Origin of the sequence: Micromonospora cynarisoli, from assembly GCF_030518815.1 — a bacterium.
Lineage (GTDB): Bacteria > Actinomycetota > Actinomycetes > Mycobacteriales > Micromonosporaceae > Micromonospora > Micromonospora wenchangensis.
Genome location: NZ_CP130426.1, coordinates 4,448,127 through 4,465,865 on the forward strand (window position 1 = coordinate 4,448,127; position 17,739 = coordinate 4,465,865).

Sequence of the window (17,739 nt, forward strand, 5' to 3'; positions counted from 1 at the left end):
CCCATGCTCATCGAAAGTGCCCGTCAGGATCGAATTCGCGCAACCGGGCCAGCTCGCCCGGGTCGATCTCCGGTTCGGTCTGCGGCGGGTTCGGCGAAGCCGGCCAGGCGGTCAGGGCGGCAACGGTTGCCGAGGCACTGGCGCCCTCCACCGGCGGCAACCACGTCGCCAGCCGGAACCGGCCGTCGCCACCGCGCCGGAACCGGCCGACGTGGCTGACGACCTCGCGGACCCGCCCTCCCGGCGTGGTCACGTGCGCCACCCGGGACACGAAGCGCTGCGGCGTCGCCACCGCGGCCACCACGCAGTCGACCGTGGAGGCGATGTCGTTCGCCCCACCCGAGCCGGTGAGCCAGCGCCCGTCGGCGAGCCGGGTGGTGTTGACAGCGCCCTGCTGGTCCACCTCGGCGGCCGAGAGGACCCCGAGGCATCGGCCGGTGTTCGCCGCCACCATGCCGCCGAGCGACTCGACGATCCCGGTCAGCCCCTCACAGCGGGCGACGTGGGCCTGGCTGAACAGGAACGGGTCTCCGGGCTCCGGATGCATGCCGTAGAGCCCGATCTCGGCGCACACCCGCACCTGATGCCCGAGCGCCGCCAGCACGTCGGAGGCGAGCCAGGCGGCCAGATGGGCGGCGCCGATACCCGCGAACAGGGTGTCGTACCCGTCGTTCCGAACCCGGTCGACGATCGCGCGGGCGGTGAGGACGATCAGCCGCTCCGGGTCGCTGGCCGGCTGGTCGGCGCCGATCGTGGGGGGCGACCGGAGGGCGGGCACCGGTCGCGCGGCAAGCCGGCGCAGGTACTCGTCGTGGCCGCCGGGAAGGTCCACCCAGTCGGCGAACCAGCCGGCGGCGGATGCCGCGTCGCGGCATCGTGCGCCTGCCTCTCGGAGGAAGTCGTCGTCGTCCAGGTAACCGGGCACCCCGGCGACCGCACCGGTCCGCAGCGCCTGCGGGTGGGCGCCCTGTCGCGCCTCGCAGAGCCCGAGTACCCGCTGGCCGGGGATGACCACCCGGTCGGCGTAGCGGGCCAGCACGGCGTCGGGCACGATGCGCTCCACCGTCGCCACCACACCGGTACGGGCGGCGAGGGCACTCCACGGTCCCTCACCGAGCGGCGGCACCAGAACGATGTTGCCGCGACGGTCCGCGCACACCCCGTGCACCAGCGTGACGTCGGGCCGCAGCGCCGGCAGCAGGGTGAGGTTCTGGTCAGGGTGCACCGGATCGGGCACGACGTGCAGGTCGCCGTCCGCGCCCAGGTCACTCCCGGAGAGGGAACGGGTCAACGCGTACGGCAGACCCTGCGCGGCGGCGAGCGACCGCTGCACGAGGCTGAACAGGGACCAGAGTTCCACCTCAAACGGTCGCCCACCGGAGAGGTCCGCATACAGGGGGCTCGGGCGTGGCGCGGGGTAGATCTCGCCGAGAAAGCTGGTGATGATCCGTCGGACCGCCCCGGAGAGCGCGAGGGCGTGTGCGCTGGAGTGCACCGACGCGATGCTGACGGTGAGCGTGCCCTGACCGGCGAAGACCCGGGCGAGCGCATAGATCAGCGCGTTCGGCCGGGCCGGGGTGATGGCGCAGTGCACGTGCATGCCGGGGCGGAGCAGCGTCGCGACGAGCGTGTCCGGGTCCGGGGCGAGCAGCGGCGAGTGGGGCACGACGGTCACCGGACCGGACCGAGCGCAACGACCGACGATTGGCTACCCAACCCCATGGCCAGCGAGATCCCCACCTCGAACGCCACACTGCGGGGCCCGTCGAGCACATGGTCGCTACCGCACTCGGGGTCGGGATCGACGCAGTTGATCGTCGGGGCGAGACGCTGGTGGTGGAGCATCAGCGCGACGGCGGCGACGTTCAGGGTGCCGCAGGCGCCGAGGGTGTGCCCGTAGATCGGCTTGACCGATCCCAGTGGCGGCCGCTGGTGCGGTGGCCGATCCGGGTAGAGCGCCTGGAGGATGCGTCCCTCCGCGAGGTCGTTGTACCGGGTGGCGGAGCCGTGCCCGCAGATGTAACCGATGTCGTCGGCGGTCCTGCCGCAGCCTTTGAGGGTGTCCTCGATCAGGAGGCTGCCGTGCTGGCCGGTGAGGTCCATGGTCATCGGGTGGGCCGCCTCGTTGCGCGACCGGTGGCCGAGGATCTCGGCGTAGCCGCGCCCGCCGCGGCGGCGCACCGAGGAGGCCCGTTCCAGACAGAGCGCGATGGCCGCCTCCCCCAGGACGAAACCGTCGCGGGCACGGTCGTACGGCTTCATCGCGCCGCTGGCGTCCCGCTGGCGGCACAGTGCGCCCTCCCCCATCAGCCCGAACGCCCGGATCAGCGCGGGCACCAGGGGAAACTCGTATCCTGTGACGATCACCAGGTCTGCCTGCCCCCACTGCAACGCGTCCCATCCGAGGCCGATCGCCTGGTGTCCACTGACGCAGCCGTTGCTGATCGTGGTGACCAGGCCCTGGATGTTCTGCACGATCGCGGCCAGCGAGACCGGCGCGCCGGGCAGGCTCTGCAGGATCGGGCTCCGGGAGCCCGACCGGTCGGCTCCCGCGAAGGTGTCGGACCACCAGCCGAGCGGGCCGCGGGAGCAGGCACCGATCATCGAGATCCGGTCGGGTGCGACCGCACCGACCGCCAGCCCCGCGTCGGCCAGAGCCTGGCTGGTCGAGGCCATCGCGATGAGCGTCTCGCGGCCCTGACGGGTCGCGAACCGGTGGGCGCGCTCGGGTAGCGCCGCGAACGGATCGAATCCGGTGATCTCACCGCCGATCCAGGCCGGCAGGTCCTCCGCGACGAAGCGGTCCACCGTGCTGATCTGGGACACACCGTCACGCAGGTGCGACCAGAAGGTGTCGACGCCCGACGCCCCTGCGGCGATCGCGCCGATCCCGGTTATCAGAACCTGATCCGCGTGCTCACTCATCGATATGACTCCCACCGACTACTGCGGCATGTTGTCGTGCCGGAATCCGGGCTGGACCGCCTCGCCGAGGACCTCGAACGCCGCAGCGACCACGGCGCGCAGGTCCGACGGATCGACCACCGCGTCGACCAACATCCGCTCCTCGGCCACCCGCAGCGGCATCACCTCGCGGCGGTAGCGGTCGAGCAGGGCCGGCCGGCGCGTTGGGTCGGCGGCGACCTCCCGTCGGCAGACCACGTCCACCGCACCCTCCGCACCGAGCGCGGCGATGGTGGCGCCCGGCAGGGCGAAAATCATGTCGGCACCGAGCGCCCGGCAGCCCATCGCCAGGTAGCCGCCGCCGAAAGCCTTGCGCAGGATCACGGTCACCCTCGGCACGGTGGCCTCCGCGTAGGCGTACGGCAGCTTCGCGCCCCGGCGGATGATCCCGGCGTGTTCCTGCTGCGTGCCGGGCACGAAGCCCGGCGTGTCCACCAAGGTCAGCAGCGGGATGCCGAAGGCGTCGCAGAAGCGAACGAACCGGGCGGCCTTCTCGGCCGCGTCGATGGTCAGCGCCCCGGCCAGTGCCATCGGCTGACTCGCCACCACGCCGATCGGACGACCCTCCAACCGGGCAAGACCGACGACCACGTTGCGGGCGAACCGGGTCTGCAGTTCGAGAAAGCTCGTCGCGTCCACGACGCCCTCCACCACGCCGCGCACGTCGTAGGGCTCCCGGTGGTTCGCCGGCACCGTCGGCGTGTGCCGCGGAACGGCGGGGGGCGCGACAGGTGGACTGTGCCAGCACGACGATGGCAGGTAGGAGAGCAGAGCTCGGGCCGTGGAAAGGGCTCCCCGCTCGGTGGTCACGACCAGGTGTGCCACCCCGGACACTCGCCCGTGGACCGTGGCACCACCGAGATCGGCGACGGAGACGTCCTCGGCGGTCACGGCCCGGACCGCCCTGGGCCCGGTCAGGAACATGGCCGCCGTCGACTCCATCACCACGAGGTCCATCAACCCCGACGAGTAGGAGGCGCCGCCCGCACAGGCACCGAAGATCACGCTGATCTGCGGTACCCGCCCTGACATCCGGGCGTTGTGCCGCATGATCTGGCCGTACCCGTCGACCGCCGCGATCCCCTCCTGAAGGCGGGCGCCAGCCGAGTCGAGCAGCGCGACAACGGGGCAGCGCGCTCGGGAAGCCAACTCCATCAGGCTGGTGATCTTGGCGGCGTGTACCTCACCGACCGAGCCACCGAGTACGCTGCGGTCCTGGGCGAAGACGCAGACCAGCCGACCGTCGACCCGCGCGGTTCCGGTGATCACCCCGTCGCCGGGCAGATCGCGATCCTGCATGCCGAAGTCGACGGCCCGGTGCGCTGCCCGAGGACGCAACTCGCTGAACGAGCCGGAGTCGACCAGAGCCTCGATCCGGGCGGCTGCGGTGCCCAGGAACCAGGCGTCGACCGGTTCCGCCGGGCCGGGAGGGCACGGGTCCGTACCGTTGCCCGTGGCCCCGTCCGACATCACCATGCACCCAGGGTCCGCCGCCTGCCCGCCGTCGCGGAATACGGAGACCCGTAGGCGCGCTCACCGCCGGGTCGCTGTTCCCCACGGATCGAGGCCGTCATCGATCACACCCGCGCTGACTGCAGCAGAGCCTGAGTTTGCTGATTGAGCTGCCCGACGCGCTGCGAGACAGTCCCACGCACGTCGACACCGCCGACTTCGGCGAGGTCACCGTCTCGGCGGGCCCCCTCCAAAATGTTCCTCAGCGTCCGCGTCGCCGGACCGACCAGGCCGAGGCGGAGCAGACAGTAATCCTCGTAGGCTCGAAGGTGGGCGGGGGTGCAGTGGCGGCCGATGGTGTCCGGGTCGTCCTCGCCGACGTCTGCCGCACGGTCGACGAGCCGGTGTGCGGTGTTGATCGCCGCCAGTGAGCAGGTCTGACCGCCTTGAAGTGCGTGTCCCTGGGCTTGGCGGATCAGACACAGAGCCCGGTCGCGCTCGGTGAGCGGCACGAGGGACTCGGCGGTGGCGGCGAGCGCTGCGGCTTGATCTCCGTCGAGACGATCCGCAGCCTGCTACGCCTGCCTCATCAACACGTAAGCGGCCATCCGCTTGTCCGTGGGCCCTGTGCGCCAGTCCCAAAGCTCGATCGAGCCAGTGCGTCGCGCGGCCGTGACGTTCCCGAGGTTGTCAGCGGCCCATGAACCGAACTCCGCACACCTGGCCTCCACCGCCACAAGGCGAGGCTTGACGTCTGCGGTGGCGTCTTGCCGGTACCGGCGGATGACAGTCGACTCCCGACGGACGATCTCGTAGATCTGCCGAGGCCCGAACATGTTGTGGGAGACAGACAGGAGCCGGAGCATCTCGGTCCAGTGCAGGGCCAACACCGGACCAACACCGACCGGGGCATCTCCTACACCAGGCGACGCCGCCCGGGCGTCAGCACGTGCCCCGTGGTCTGCGCGGTCGAACTCCCACCGGACCCTGGCACCTGCACATGGGCGACCTCACCCCATCGGGCACGTGGCCCAGCCTCGGCCTTCTCCTCGTCATGACGCTGCTTGAGTCGCCGGTACTCGTCGTAGCCGCAAGCAACACACCACCGGCACGCAGCGCTTCATCACAACGATGCCGGAACACCCGGTCCGCCCGAACGGTGACACCTTCCAGACGCGCGGTACGAACGGGTCGGTCACCATTGCCTCTCCCAATCCCGGCTGCGGCGACTTGTCGCCCACTCCCAGATTGCCTTCCTCGCCACTGAACTGAACTCACCGGTCGTGGGCTTTGAGAAGAGCAACTTCTCCAGTTCTTCCGACGGCCCCCGCTCCGCCAGCACCCACCCACGTGCCATCCATCCAGCGTACGAGAGGAAGTCGGGAGGATCCTCCAGCAGGACCTCCCGGTCGAGCGCCGGCAGCAGCACCGGCAGGGTCTCGTCCAGCCGCCTCCGGATCAGGGCCGACACCTCAGCCGCGCTCGCCTCATCCGTAACCCGCCACTGATCACCGCCGGAAAAGCCGGAGAAACCGATCCGGTGCCGCCAAAGACCGTCCATTCCCCGAGGCCTCGCCGACTCGGGGAGTCTGTAGAGCAGCCGATCCCGCTCCCACTTGGGTGCCAGCACCAACGCCACGTTGACGTAGAACACCTTCTCGGCCCTGCTCGAGCAGTCGGACGTCTGGAACTCGATGATCAACACATCACCCTCGGGAGAAGACCGACGGAAGAACATCTTGTCGCGCTCGAAACCGTACCCTGCGAGTTGATCGGCGACCTCCTTGACGAGCCTGCCGAACAGCGCTTGCGCAGACACCGGGATCACCCCTCTCTCTCGTCCAACAGCAAACTCCGCCTCTGGGGAGAGGCAGACACGGGCTCAGTCTCGTTGGGTCAAGGAGCATGGCCACATGTCTTCCGGGCCCACCCGGCACGGGAAAGTCATGCGCCGGGTCACCCCGAGGATGCCACCCACCAGCGTCCTGCCCGAGGTCCAGCGACACTGCGGCGAAGCCACCGCCCACCTCGTCCTGGTCGCAGCCCGCCGTACCCCCGGAAGAAGCTCAAGAACAAGGCCGAAAGAACCGACCCACCCACCGGCCGAAGGCAGGTACTCCGAGCCCCAGCACCCGGGCACGGTGTCGAAGCTGCAGGTCAGGACAACAACGCGCGGAACTGGACCCAGCAAGAGTGCCCACCACCGACCGACTCTCATCCGGCATCTCTCGAACAGTCGCACCCGCCACACGAGCGACCATGTCCACGGGCCTGCCTGAGGCTGCGCACTGGCGAGGGCCGCCCCGTTACACCCTTAGAGGGATCAGAGCCAGCGCCCGCAAGAACCTTCGGCCACTGGGGTGAGGTCTTGAGCGACAATGTTGTTGTGTCGGCGATCGAAGCCGCAGTGAAGGAGGCTGCGGTGATCGAGTTCGCCGCTGCGTCGGCAGCCGCGTGCCGGATGCGGGAACAAGCCTGCCCCCGGTCACAACTGCGCCGAATGTGGCGCCACGGATGAAGTAGGAAGTCATCAAGGACTGCAGCCGTGCCGTGCCGGCCGCGTTCACTACAAGCCCCGAACCAGGATCGGCCGATTGTCTGGCGTTGACACAACACCGCATGTGCGCTGCCGCTTGTTCGTCTGGGGTTGAACGAGTACCACCGGGCCGCTTAACGGATCCACAAAATCGCAGGCCAGCGACCGGAATCTGGTTCTGGCACCCTACAGGAATCTACCGTTTCGACAACGGGGCACCGACCCTCGGTAAGGTGCCGCGGAAGCGGTGGTGAACGGGAGGTCCGGGTGCGGGAACAGTTGGTCGAGGCGATCCTGGCGAGGTTCGAGGAGGCGCGCCGGACGGGTGACTACGCCGCAGTCCTGAGCGAGGACGCGCTGGAGGAGGCGAACCTGCTCCAGCTGCGGGTGTCCGGACCTGCGTCGACGCCCGACCTGCCTGTCGACGTAGTCGCGCTGACGGTGATCGGGCGGCTCCACTTGCTCCGGTTCCGCGCGCGGCAGGCAGCGGAGGACCTGGAGGACGCCCTGCTGTTCTTGGGCGAGGTGCACCGGGTCGCACCCGACTCGTTGCCGGACCAGGTGCGCCAGTTGTTCGACCACACGCCGGAGATCACCGAGTCGGACGACTCTGTGTTCGGGTACAGCCACGACCCGGACGCCTACACCGAGCAGGGCGGTGCGCTGTACGAGTGGTACGAGGAGCACGGCGACGTGGAGGCGCTGGAGGCGGCCGTCCGGGTCTACCGCGCGGCCGTCGGTGTCGCCGACCGGGCGAGGAGCGCCCGGTGCCTGCGGAGTCTGCACGCGGCCCTTGTCGAACTCGCCAGCGCGACCGGCGACCTGGAGGCGGCGCGCGAGGCGGCCGACGTGGCGCGGACCCTCGCCGAGTCGGGCACCGGCGTGGCATCTCCTACCGAGGGCGGGGCGGCCCGCCTCGCGAACCTCAGCGGCACGCTCCGGGTCGAGTTCACGCGCACCGGGGACGAGGCGGTGATCAACGATTCGATCGCGACCGCGCGAGCCGCCGTCGACGCCGCCGAGAACGACGAGGAGCGTGGGCTCGCGTTGACGAACCTGGCTGCGTCTCTGGAAGCCCGGTACGAGTACCTGAACGACGGCGAGGCGTTGCGCGAGTCGGTCGACGTCGGCCGGGCCGCGATCGCAGCCGACCCCGATCTGCTCCCGACTGTCGCCAACCAGGCCGTCTTCCTCAGGGAACTGTTCCTGCGCACCAAGGAAGCCGCGCTGCTGGACGAGTCGTTGGCAGCGCACGCGCGGGTCCTGGGCGCGACGCCGGACACCCACGCTTCCCTGCACTCCCGGCTCATGAACGCCGCGAACACCCTGCGCGTGCTCTACCGGTGGACCGAAGACCCCTCCCTCGTGCAGGACGCCGTCGAGGTGATGGCGGACGAGGCCGTCACGGAGGCCGGGCTCGGCGAGGTCGCGGTGCTCGCCGACGCGCTCGTGGACCTGGCCGACCGGACCGGGGACGAGGGCATTCTTCGCGAGGGGATCGCGACCTGCCGGATGGTCCTTGCCGCATTGGCCGACGACGAGCCGTTGCGCGGCGATCTCCTGTATTCGCTGTCTGTTGCGCTGCACCAGCTGACGGGGCATAACAAGGACCCGCACGTGCTGCGTGAGGCCCTCGACACTGCTTGGGAGGCGGTCGGGGTCGACGCCGATGACGACCTCGACCTGGCCCGGCGCATGACGCACCTGGGGTTCGTGCTGTGCCGCGCGTTCGAGGTGACCCGCGAGCATGCCCTGCTGGCCGAAGCCCGAACCGCCCTGATCCGGGCGATGGCGCTGACCACACCGGGCATCGTCGAGCAGGTCCTCGGCGACCGCGAGGAAGCGGTCGCCGCGGTGGTCGAGGACGACCGCGTGATGGAGCTGTGGATTCTGGAGCGGACCGTGAGCTGGGCCGCACCGAGGGTGCGCGGCATAGACCGCGCCGAACTCGTGCGACTCACGGGCGGCATCGGTGAGGTCGCGCACGCTGTGGCGCTCGAACTCGCGCGGGAGTTCGTGACGGCCCGCGACGGTCTGATGGGGTCCGGGTTCTCCGCGACCGAGCGATCAAACCTGATCACCGCCCTGCGCGAGCGTCTGACCGCGTTCGGTGGTACCCGCGATGCCGACGAGGTGCTCGTCCCCGAAGCGCTCGACGAGCTGGTCGACCTGCTGTGCGCGGTGCCGGACCCGCTCGACGACGTGGAGGTCACGCAGACGGCCGGTTTGCTGCTGTTGTCGAGGGTCGAGGCGCATGGCACGCCCGAGGGCGCCACGGAACTGATGATGGTCGCGCTCGACCTGCTCGCGCCGTTGTACCGGATGGGGGGTCGGGCACACGTCCCGACGTTGATCGCCGAGCAGTTCGACAAGTACCCGCCCGCCGCACCGGACAGCGCCGCGACGCTCGGCAAGCTCGGCCGCGTCCAGTACCGCGACGCCGACACCGATCCGGGCGCCCTGGACCGGGCTGTCCGCCTGTTCCGCCGGGCGATCGACCACGCCGAGAACGGGCACGCCGAACTCCCGCACCTGCGCACGAACCTCGGTACCGCACTGATGACGAAGTTCGATCGCGACGGCGACCCGGACGACCTGGACGAGGCGGTCGAGGAGTGCCAGGCCGCCGTCGAGGATGCCCCGCCGGACGCTCCGATCCAGGCGACGTGCCTGTCCAACCTGGGAATCACCCTGCTGACCCGCGCTGAGCGGCTGGGCAGTGGGCAGGACCTGGAGAACGCCGTCGCGGCCTGCCAGGCGGCGGTCGACGGGTGGCCAGACCATCCCGACATCGAGGCGTTGAAAACCAACCTCGACACCACGCGACGCACCCTGGCGAACTTCCTCGATCACGAGGCCGGGTTGAGCGCCCGGATCGATGCGGCGTCCGATCCGGGTGAACTGTCCGACTTGCTGTGGAACCGATTCATCCGCACCGGTGACCTGACGGACCTCGACCGGGCCGTGCGAGTGCGGCAGGACGCCCTCGACGCGGGCGACTCACCGGCCGAGCACCTGGAGGGCCTGTGCGACCTCCTCCGGGACCGGTTCGTCCATCTCGGACGGTCTGAGGATCTGACCGCGTCCATTGCAGCGGGGCGGGCCGCGATCGAGGCGACGCCACCCGGTGACCCGGAACTCGCCGGGCGCAGGTCCACGCTGGCGATCGCCCTCTCCCAGCGGTACCAGAACGGTGGCACGCCCGAAGACTTGGACGAGTCCATCCGGTACACCCGCGACGCGCTGGCGTCGGACACCGAGCCCTCGCCCACCGACCTGTCGAACCTCTGCATGTCCCTCCGCCTGCTGTTCGAGCGTACCGACCGCATCGAGCACGTCGACGAGGCGGTCGAGGCCGGGCGGGCCGCCGTCGGGACCGCGCTCAAGGGCACCCCGCTCCTTGGCGTCTACCTGGGCAACCTCGGCGGCGCGCTGTTGGCCCGGTTCCGCCGCACGAGCGGTCAGGTCGACCTGGACGAGGCGATCGACGCGCTGCGCCGGTCCGTGTCGGCCATGTCCGCCGTGAGCTACGAACGCGGGATGGTGCTGGCCAACCTCTCGTCCGCGCTCTACACCCGGTTCGACTGCCGGCAGAACCGCGCCGACCTGGACGAGGCGATCGACACCGGTCGGCAGGCCGTCAAGGCGACCTCGCCGGACCACACCAGTCGCGCGCTGCGTCTGTCGAACCTCGGGGCGATCCTCCTAACCCGGTTCAGCGTCGGCGATGCCCCCGCCGATCTCGACGAAGCGCTGGAGGCGTGCCGGGCTGCCGTGAAGGCGCTGGCTCCCGGCGATCCGCGACGCGCGCCCGCGTTGCTGAACCTCACGCAGGCGTTGCTGGACCTGCACGACCGGACCGGACGACAGGAAACCCTCGACGAGGCGGTCGACGGCACCCGCAAGTCCTTGGCAGAACTCCCCGTCGACCACCCCGACCGGCCGCTCCACCTGCTCTCCCTCGGCCGGGTGTTGCGCCGACGCAACGCCGTGACCGGTACGGACCTGGAGGCCGTGCTCGCGGCGGTCCGGGAGGCGGCGTCGACCGATGTGGGTGTACCGCGCGTCCGCGCCGCGGCGGCCGCGGAGTGGGCCGGGTTGGCGGCGTCCGACGGGCGGTGGGCGGAGGCCGCCGAGGCGTACGGAACGGCGGTCGACCTGGTGGGGCGGACCGTGTCCCGATCCCTTACCTGGCGCGACCGCGAGGCGTTGATCGACGGCATGGCGGGGCTCGGTGCGGACGCCGCCGCGTGCTGTGTGCGCGCGGGGTTGCCGACGCGGGCGGTTGAGCTGTTCGAGCAAGGGCGCGGGCTGCTGCTCGGGCACGCGTTGGACAGCCGGACGGACCTCACCGCGCTCGCCGAGCGCCAACCCGCGTTCGCGACGATGTTCACCGAGCTGTGCGCGGTGTTCGAGGACCCCGACACGGACGTCGAGACGCGGCGCGGGCTGGCCGCGCGGTACGACCGGCTGCTCGCGAGTATCCGGACGCTGCCCGGTTTCGACGCGTTTCTGCGCCCGCCGACCGTGCGCGACCTCGCGCCTGCCGAGGGGCACGCCGTGGTCGTCGTGGTGTCCGACCTCGGGTCGTACGCGCTGATCCTGTCCGCTGCAGCCGAGGTGACGCCCGTTCCGCTGCCCGCGCTCACGCCCCGGGTCGTCATGGAGGAGGTGCTGGACTTTCTCCAAGCGGTCGAGGACACCCGGTCCGGGAAGGCCCGGACCAGGGCCGCCGGGCGCGACCGGGTGATACGCACGCTGGAGTGGATCTGGGACGCGGTAGCCAGCCCGGTCCTCGACCACCTGGATGCCGCCGAACGGTTGTGGTGGTGCCCGTCCGGCATGCTCTCGCTGCTGCCGCTGCACGCAGCGGGTTACCACGGCACGGGGTCACTCACCGTGGTGGACCGGGTGGTGTGCTCGACCACGCCGACCCTCCGGGCGCTGGCGCACTCACGGCGTGGGGCCGACCCCGCCAGGCCACGCGCCGACCGCGCACTAGTCGTGGCGATGTCGCGCACGCCAGGCCACGACGTGCCGCTGCCCGGCGCAGAGCGGGAGGCGGCGGTGGTGCGCACCCACCTGCCCGGCGCGGTTGACGTGGTCAGCGGGACCGCGGCGACCCGCGACACTGTCCTCGCGGCCCTGCCAAAGGCGCAGATTGCGCACTTCGCCTGCCACGGCAACAGCGATCTGACCAACCCCTCGGAGAGCCTGTTTCTGCTGGCCGACCACCACAACAACCCACTCACCGCGCTGGACCTTGCACACCTGCGCCTAGACGCCGATCTGGCGTTCCTGTCCGCGTGCTCGACAGCCCGCCCCGGCGGGCGGCTCGCGGACGAGGTGATCCACCTGGCATCGGCGTTCCAGCTGGCGGGGTACCGGCACGTGATCGGCACCCTGTGGCCGATCGGCGACCAGCCCGCCGTGGACTTCGCGGAACTGGTCTACCCGGCGATCGCAGCGGGCGGAGACATCGCGACAGCCGTGCACACCGCTACCCGCACCCTACGCGACCGCCACCCCGACGACCCGCTGGTGTGGGCGTCCCACGTCCACGTCGGCCCGTGAGTCAGACCCTGGGGCGCCCAACAGGAACTCCGCGACACACTCCGGGTGGTCCTCATCGTCGGCGGCCAACACCATCCCCCGAGCACCCACTCCACCGTGGTAGCAGGCCACGAGGGCGGGCCGGGCGGCCTTGCCCGTGTCCCGAGTGGTGAAGACGAACCGCCCCTCGGCAACGGTGACGAGCGCGATTCCGTGAGTCCTGGCGAACTCGACAGCCCCCGCCTGGAACGCCGAGGTTGCCACCAACACCCCCTTGTGCGCACCCACGCTCAGCACCTTCTGCCGCAACACCTGCACCAACTCCCGCTTGATCGGGTTCCGGTGCAACTTCGCCTCGACCACCACCACGAACTCCATGCCGGCGAACCGGTACCGCGCGGTCGCGTCGAACTCGTAGATCCCGTCCACCCCGGCGACCTTCTCGTGCGTACTCACCACCAGCCCGTCAACCTGGGACATTGCGGCCCCCAACAGTTCCCCGGCGACGAACTCCTCGAACTCACGCGGCGTGATTCCCGGATACGGATACCGCCCCACCACCCGCTCGTCCTGTACCACCCCGCCATGTTACCGCGCGTGGTTACGACCTGGCCGCAGCCCGCCGCACCCGGAAAAAGATCAGGAAAAAGGCTCGGAAGAACCGACCCACCCGCCGACCGAAAACACGTGCTCCGATCCCCAACGCTTCAGGGACGGGCGTCGAAGCCGCAGGCCACGACCGCAAAGCGCGAGAAGAAATCACCTTCGGGTGTGGCACCCACATCGCACCCACGTGGAACCCACCGTCCACACAGGGCGGACAGCAACAAGGGCCTGACCGCCGTATCGGCGGGTCGAACCCCTTATGATCTTGTGCGCCCGAAGGGACTCGGACCCCTAACCTTCTGATCCGGAGAGCAGTACAGTTACCGAGCACAGCCGATCCTGCGCATACCGCGGATCAGCCAGCATGGCAACTACATCAGCCAGCACCTCCAACGCAATATTGATACCACTTTGATCTACAGCAGCCATCTCCGGCGCATCCATCCATATCAGCAGGACCCGTTTGGCACCAAGTGCGTATAGTCCACCGAAAAGCGAATCTGACAATGCATCCCAACTGCACTTGCCAATCAAGGGCGGATCAAGCGGAAGTGTCGTACGGACGGCATCGAAGAATGCACCGTGGTCGCCACCAACACCGGTCACCAGGGTAAATACTGGGATGCCCTGAAGGCTAGCGGCCGCCGCTGCGGCCTCAATTTGCGGAGCCGCCACGACCAGCACGCCTGGATTAAATTCCACACTCTTCACCTAATCTGTACGAACGGTGGGGATCCACTGTCCCCGTAATGTGTCCACGTGTAGTACATCTCTCTGGTGTCCTTGTTCACGACAACCCTCAGCGGTCCGGTGGGGGTCTGTCAAACGAACGGTGTAACTCGGGTTGTTGAGGGTTACTTGCGGTTTGCGGTCAGGCGTCCTTCGAAGGCCATCTCGAAGGCGTTCAGGGCGGGTTTCCAGCGCATGGTCCATCGTCGGCGGCCCTGCCCAGTCGGGTCCAGGCTCATCACCGCGAGGTAGACGCACTTGAGTGCGGCGCCCTCGTTCGGGAAGTGGCCGCGGGCTCGGACGGCTCGGCGGATCCGGGCGTTGACGGACTCGATGGCGTTGGTGGAGCAGATGACGGTGCGGATCTCGGCGTCGAAGGCCAGGAACGGGACGAACTCGGCCCACGCCTGTTCCCACAGTCGGATGATGGCCGGATACTTCGTGCCCCACGCCTGCGTGAACTCGGCGAAGCGTTCTCGGGCGGCGGCCTCGGTCGACGCCGTGTAGACAGGCTTCAACGCCTTGGCGATGGCGTCCCAGTGCTGCCGGCCGGCGTAGCGGAACGACGCCCGCAGCAGGTGGATGACGCAGGTCTGCACGACCGCTTCGGGCCAGGTCTGCCCGATCGCGTCCGGCAAGCCCTTGAGTCCGTCGCAGACCACCATGCACGCGTCCGCGACACCCCGGTTCTTCAGCTCGGTCAGCACGCCGAGCCAGAACTTCGCGCCCTCACCGCCGTCACCGGCCCACAGCCCGAGGATGTCCCGGTTGCCGTCGACCGTGACGGCCAGGGCCACATAGATCGGCCTGTTCGCGACCTTCCCGTCGCGGATCTTCACGTGCACCGCGTCGAGGAAGATCACCGGGTAGACCGAGTCCAGGGGCCGGTTCTGCCACTCGGTCATCCCGTCGACGACCCTGTCGGTGATCGTGGAGATCGTCTGCCGGGACACGTCCGCGCCATACACCTCGGACAGGTGGGCCTGAATCTCCCCGGTGGTCAATCCCTTGGCCGACAACGAGATCACCATGTCCTCGACCCCAGAGAGCCGGCGTTGACGCTTGCGCACGATCGGCGGCTCGAAGCTGCCGTCGCGGTCACGGGGCACCGCGATCTACACCGGGCCGACCTCGGTCAGCACCGTCTTGCCCCGCACCCCGTTGCGGGAATTCTGACCGTTGTTCCCGGCCGGGTCGCCCTTCTCGTAGCCCAGGTGGTCAGTGATCTCACCGTCCAGAGCGGCCTCCAGGACCCGCTTGGTCAGCTGCTGCAGCAGCCCGCCCTCGCCGGTGAGCTGCAGACCCGCCGCCCGGGCCTGCTCCACCACCTGAGCGACGAACTGATCGTCGACCCCGTCTCCCACCGGCCCCGCCGGCCCACGCTTCCCCACCTGGCCAGTATCGACCTCGGTGATCACGACATCCATCATCAGGTGCTGCTCCTTGATCAGGAGTTACACCGTTCGTTTTACAGTCCCCGTCCACCGGTGCGGCGCATCTGGAGCGAGGTCTCCCAGAAGATCGGTGAGCAGCAGACGCAGCGGGTGGCGCTGAACCTTGAGGACTGGCGCGGAGACCTCGTGGCCCTGCGCAAGCAGTTCGACGACTGGCCCATACCGGGGCTGAAGGAACTGGTGGCGGTGACGCCGAACCGTGGAATTGTGCAGATCGTCCGCCGGGACTGAAGGAGGCAGGGGAAGTGGCAATCGAGTTCCGACTGACGCTGGCCGGCGACATCCCACTGGACCAGGTGGCCGAGATCGCCGCTCCTGAGGCTACCGAGAAGCCGGTGCCTCCTGGTTACTCACAACTGTTCAGTGCCGACCTCTACGAGCAGTGCGGGTACGCGGTCAGTATCACCGGGGGCAGCCACGGCTACTACGATGCCGAGGCCGACGACGGCTCCCGCTGGGAGTGGGAACCAGGCACCTATGTCAACGTCGGGTTCCGCATGCGCGCAGACGACATGGGCGACAAGGGGATTCCGAACATGCTCGCCACCGTGGCCCGGGTGCTCTGGATGCCGCCCACCAACAACTCGACGGCCCGATCGTGCTGGTGTGGGACAACCTGAACACCCACGTCTCCACCGCCATGCGGCAGATGATCGACGCCCGGGACTGGCTGACCGTCATCCGGCTACCGGCCTACGCCCCAGACCTCAACCCCACCGAGGCAGTGTGGTCCCACCTCAAACGCAGCATCGGCAACCTCGCCGTCACAGGCGTCGACCACCTCCAAGCGATCATCAAACACCGACTCAAGAGCATCCAGTACCGCACCGACCTACTCGACGGGTTCCTCGGTCACACCGGCCTGACACTCGAACCCGACACAACCTGACCATTCAAGATCTGTAGCGGGCAGGCTTCTCCGTACCTCGAGTATCGTGTATTGATCTCCGGAGCACAGGGCCGGCCGGGACTGTAAAACGAACGGTGTAACTCCTGATCAAGGAGCAGCACCTGATGATGGATGTCGTGATCACCGAGGTCGATACTGGCCAGGTGGGGAAGCGTGGGCCGGCGGGGCCGGTGGGAGACGGGGTCGACGATCAGTTCGTCGCTCAGGTGGTGGAGCAGGCCCGGGCGGCGGGTCTGCAGCTCACCGGCGAGGGCGGGCTGCTGCAGCAGCTGACCAAGCGGGTCCTGGAGGCCGCTCTGGACGGTGAGATCACTGACCACCTGGGCTACGAGAAGGGCGACCCGGCCGGGAACAACGGTCAGAATTCCCGCAACGGGGTGCGGGGCAAGACGGTGCTGACCGAGGTCGGCCCGGTGTAGATCGCGGTGCCCCGTGACCGCGACGGCAGCTTCGAGCCGCAGATCGTGCGCAAGCGTCAACGCCGGCTCTCTGGGGTCGAGGACATGGTGATCTCGTTGTCGGCCAAGGGATTGACCACCGGGGAGATTCAGGCCCACCTGTCCGAGGTGTATGGCGCGGACGTGTCCCGGCAGACGATCTCCACGATCACCGACAGGGTCGTCGACGGGATGACCGAGTGGCAGAACCGGCCCCTGGACTCGGTCTACCCGGTGATCTTCCTCGACGCGGTGCACGTGAAGATCCGCGACGGGAAGGTCGCGAACAGGCCGATCTATGTGGCCCTGGCCGTCACGGTCGACGGCAACCGGGACATCCTCGGGCTGTGGGCCGGCGGGCGGCGGTGAGGGCGCGAAGTTCTGGCTCGGCGTGCTGACCGAGCTGAAGAACCGGGGTGTCGCGGACGCGTGCATGGTGGTCTGCGACGGACTCAAGGGCTTGCCGGACGCGATCGGGCAGACCTGGCCCGAAGCGGTCGTGCAGACCTGCGTCATCCACCTGCTGCGGGCGTCGTTCCGCTACGCCGGCCGGCAGCACTGGGACGCCATCGCCAAGGCGTTGAAGCCTGTCTACACGGCGTCGACCGAGGCCGCCGCCCGAGAACGCTTCGCCGAGTTCACGCAGGCGTGGGGCACGAAGTATCCGGCCATCATCCGACTGTGGGAACAGGCGTGGGCCGAGTTCGTCCCGTTCCTGGCCTTCGACGCCGAGATCCGCACCGTCATCTGCTCCACCAACGCCATCGAGTCCGTCAACGCCCGGATCCGCCGAGCCGTCCGAGCCCGCGGCCACTTCCCGAACGAGGGCGCCGCACTCAAGTGCGTCTACCTCGCGGTGATGAGCCTGGACCCGACTGGGCAGGGCCGCCGACGATGGACCATGCGCTGGAAACCCGCCCTGAACGCCTTCGAGATGGCCTTCGAAGGACGCCTGACCGCAAACCGCAAGTAACCCTCAACAACCCGAGTTACACCGTTCGTTTGACAGACCCCAGAATCGGCTGCAGCAGCGACTATGGCTGGAAAAGGCCGGTAAAGAGATGGCTGCAACGCGCAATTGATGGCAGCAGACGCACC

General features: G+C 68.9%; 10 protein-coding genes and 3 pseudogenes. 5 read left to right on the forward strand and 8 right to left on the reverse strand.

Annotation, left to right across the window (positions count from 1 at the left end; genetic code table 11):
* Nucleotides 1-7: 7 nt before the first annotated feature.
* The 5 genes from Q2K16_RS19045 to Q2K16_RS19065 form a co-directional block, all read right to left on the reverse strand.
* Nucleotides 8-1,675 (reverse strand): CoA-transferase, encoded by a 1,668-nt coding sequence (locus tag Q2K16_RS19045; RefSeq protein WP_302738957.1) that lies wholly within the window; start codon nt 1,673-1,675, stop codon nt 8-10.
* Nucleotides 1,672-2,925, reverse strand: a complete 1,254-nt coding sequence (locus Q2K16_RS19050) for a beta-ketoacyl-[acyl-carrier-protein] synthase family protein (RefSeq protein WP_302738958.1) — start codon at nt 2,923-2,925, stop codon at nt 1,672-1,674. Before Q2K16_RS19050 ends, Q2K16_RS19045 begins: the two co-directional genes overlap by 4 nt.
* An 18-nt stretch (nt 2,926-2,943) precedes the next feature.
* The gene (locus Q2K16_RS19055; protein ID WP_302738959.1) at nt 2,944-4,440 is read right to left on the reverse strand and encodes an acyl-CoA carboxylase subunit beta; all 1,497 of its coding nucleotides are present in this window, start codon (nt 4,438-4,440) and stop codon (nt 2,944-2,946) included.
* 101 nt (nt 4,441-4,541) lie between these two features.
* A complete protein-coding gene (locus tag Q2K16_RS19060) occupies nt 4,542-4,928 on the reverse strand; it encodes a hypothetical protein (protein ID WP_302738960.1) in 387 nt (128 codons plus the stop codon).
* Nucleotides 4,929-5,611: 683 nt separating this feature from the next.
* Nucleotides 5,612-6,235: a DUF4304 domain-containing protein gene (locus Q2K16_RS19065; protein WP_302738961.1), complete on the reverse strand. Its 624-nt coding sequence runs from the start codon at nt 6,233-6,235 to the stop codon at nt 5,612-5,614.
* 1,566 nt (nt 6,236-7,801) lie between these two features.
* Here Q2K16_RS19065 and Q2K16_RS19070 point away from each other — a divergent pair.
* The gene (locus tag Q2K16_RS19070) at nt 7,802-12,526 is read left to right on the forward strand and encodes a CHAT domain-containing tetratricopeptide repeat protein (RefSeq protein ID WP_302738962.1); all 4,725 of its coding nucleotides are present in this window, start codon (nt 7,802-7,804) and stop codon (nt 12,524-12,526) included.
* Here the strand turns inward: Q2K16_RS19070 and Q2K16_RS19075 are convergent.
* The 3 genes and pseudogenes from Q2K16_RS19075 to Q2K16_RS19085 all read right to left on the reverse strand — a co-directional run bounded on the left by Q2K16_RS19075 (nt 12,464) and on the right by Q2K16_RS19085 (nt 15,270).
* Nucleotides 12,464-13,084, reverse strand: a complete 621-nt coding sequence (locus tag Q2K16_RS19075; RefSeq protein ID WP_302738964.1) for a restriction endonuclease — start codon at nt 13,082-13,084, stop codon at nt 12,464-12,466. The genes Q2K16_RS19070 and Q2K16_RS19075 overlap by 63 nt on opposite strands.
* A 318-nt stretch (nt 13,085-13,402) precedes the next feature.
* Nucleotides 13,403-13,822: a barstar family protein gene (locus Q2K16_RS19080; protein ID WP_302738965.1), complete on the reverse strand. Its 420-nt coding sequence runs from the start codon at nt 13,820-13,822 to the stop codon at nt 13,403-13,405.
* A gap of 143 nt (nt 13,823-13,965) precedes the next feature.
* Nucleotides 13,966-15,270 (reverse strand): annotated as a pseudogene (locus Q2K16_RS19085) (IS256 family transposase).
* A 57-nt stretch (nt 15,271-15,327) separates the two neighbouring features.
* Here Q2K16_RS19085 and Q2K16_RS19090 point away from each other — a divergent pair.
* The 4 genes and pseudogenes from Q2K16_RS19090 to Q2K16_RS19105 all read left to right on the forward strand — a co-directional run.
* A pseudogene (locus Q2K16_RS19090) lies at nt 15,328-15,525 on the forward strand (CdiA C-terminal domain-containing protein); the annotation flags it as partial.
* 14 nt (nt 15,526-15,539) lie between these two features.
* Nucleotides 15,540-15,914, forward strand: coding sequence for a SitI3 family protein (locus Q2K16_RS19095; protein ID WP_302738966.1), 375 nt, complete (start codon nt 15,540-15,542; stop codon nt 15,912-15,914).
* The gene (locus tag Q2K16_RS19100; protein ID WP_302738967.1) at nt 15,893-16,183 is read left to right on the forward strand and encodes a transposase; all 291 of its coding nucleotides are present in this window, start codon (nt 15,893-15,895) and stop codon (nt 16,181-16,183) included. Before Q2K16_RS19095 ends, Q2K16_RS19100 begins: the two co-directional genes overlap by 22 nt.
* Before the next feature lie 125 nt (nt 16,184-16,308).
* Nucleotides 16,309-17,614, forward strand: a pseudogene (locus Q2K16_RS19105) (IS256 family transposase).
* The last annotated feature ends 125 nt before the right edge of the window (nt 17,615-17,739 follow it).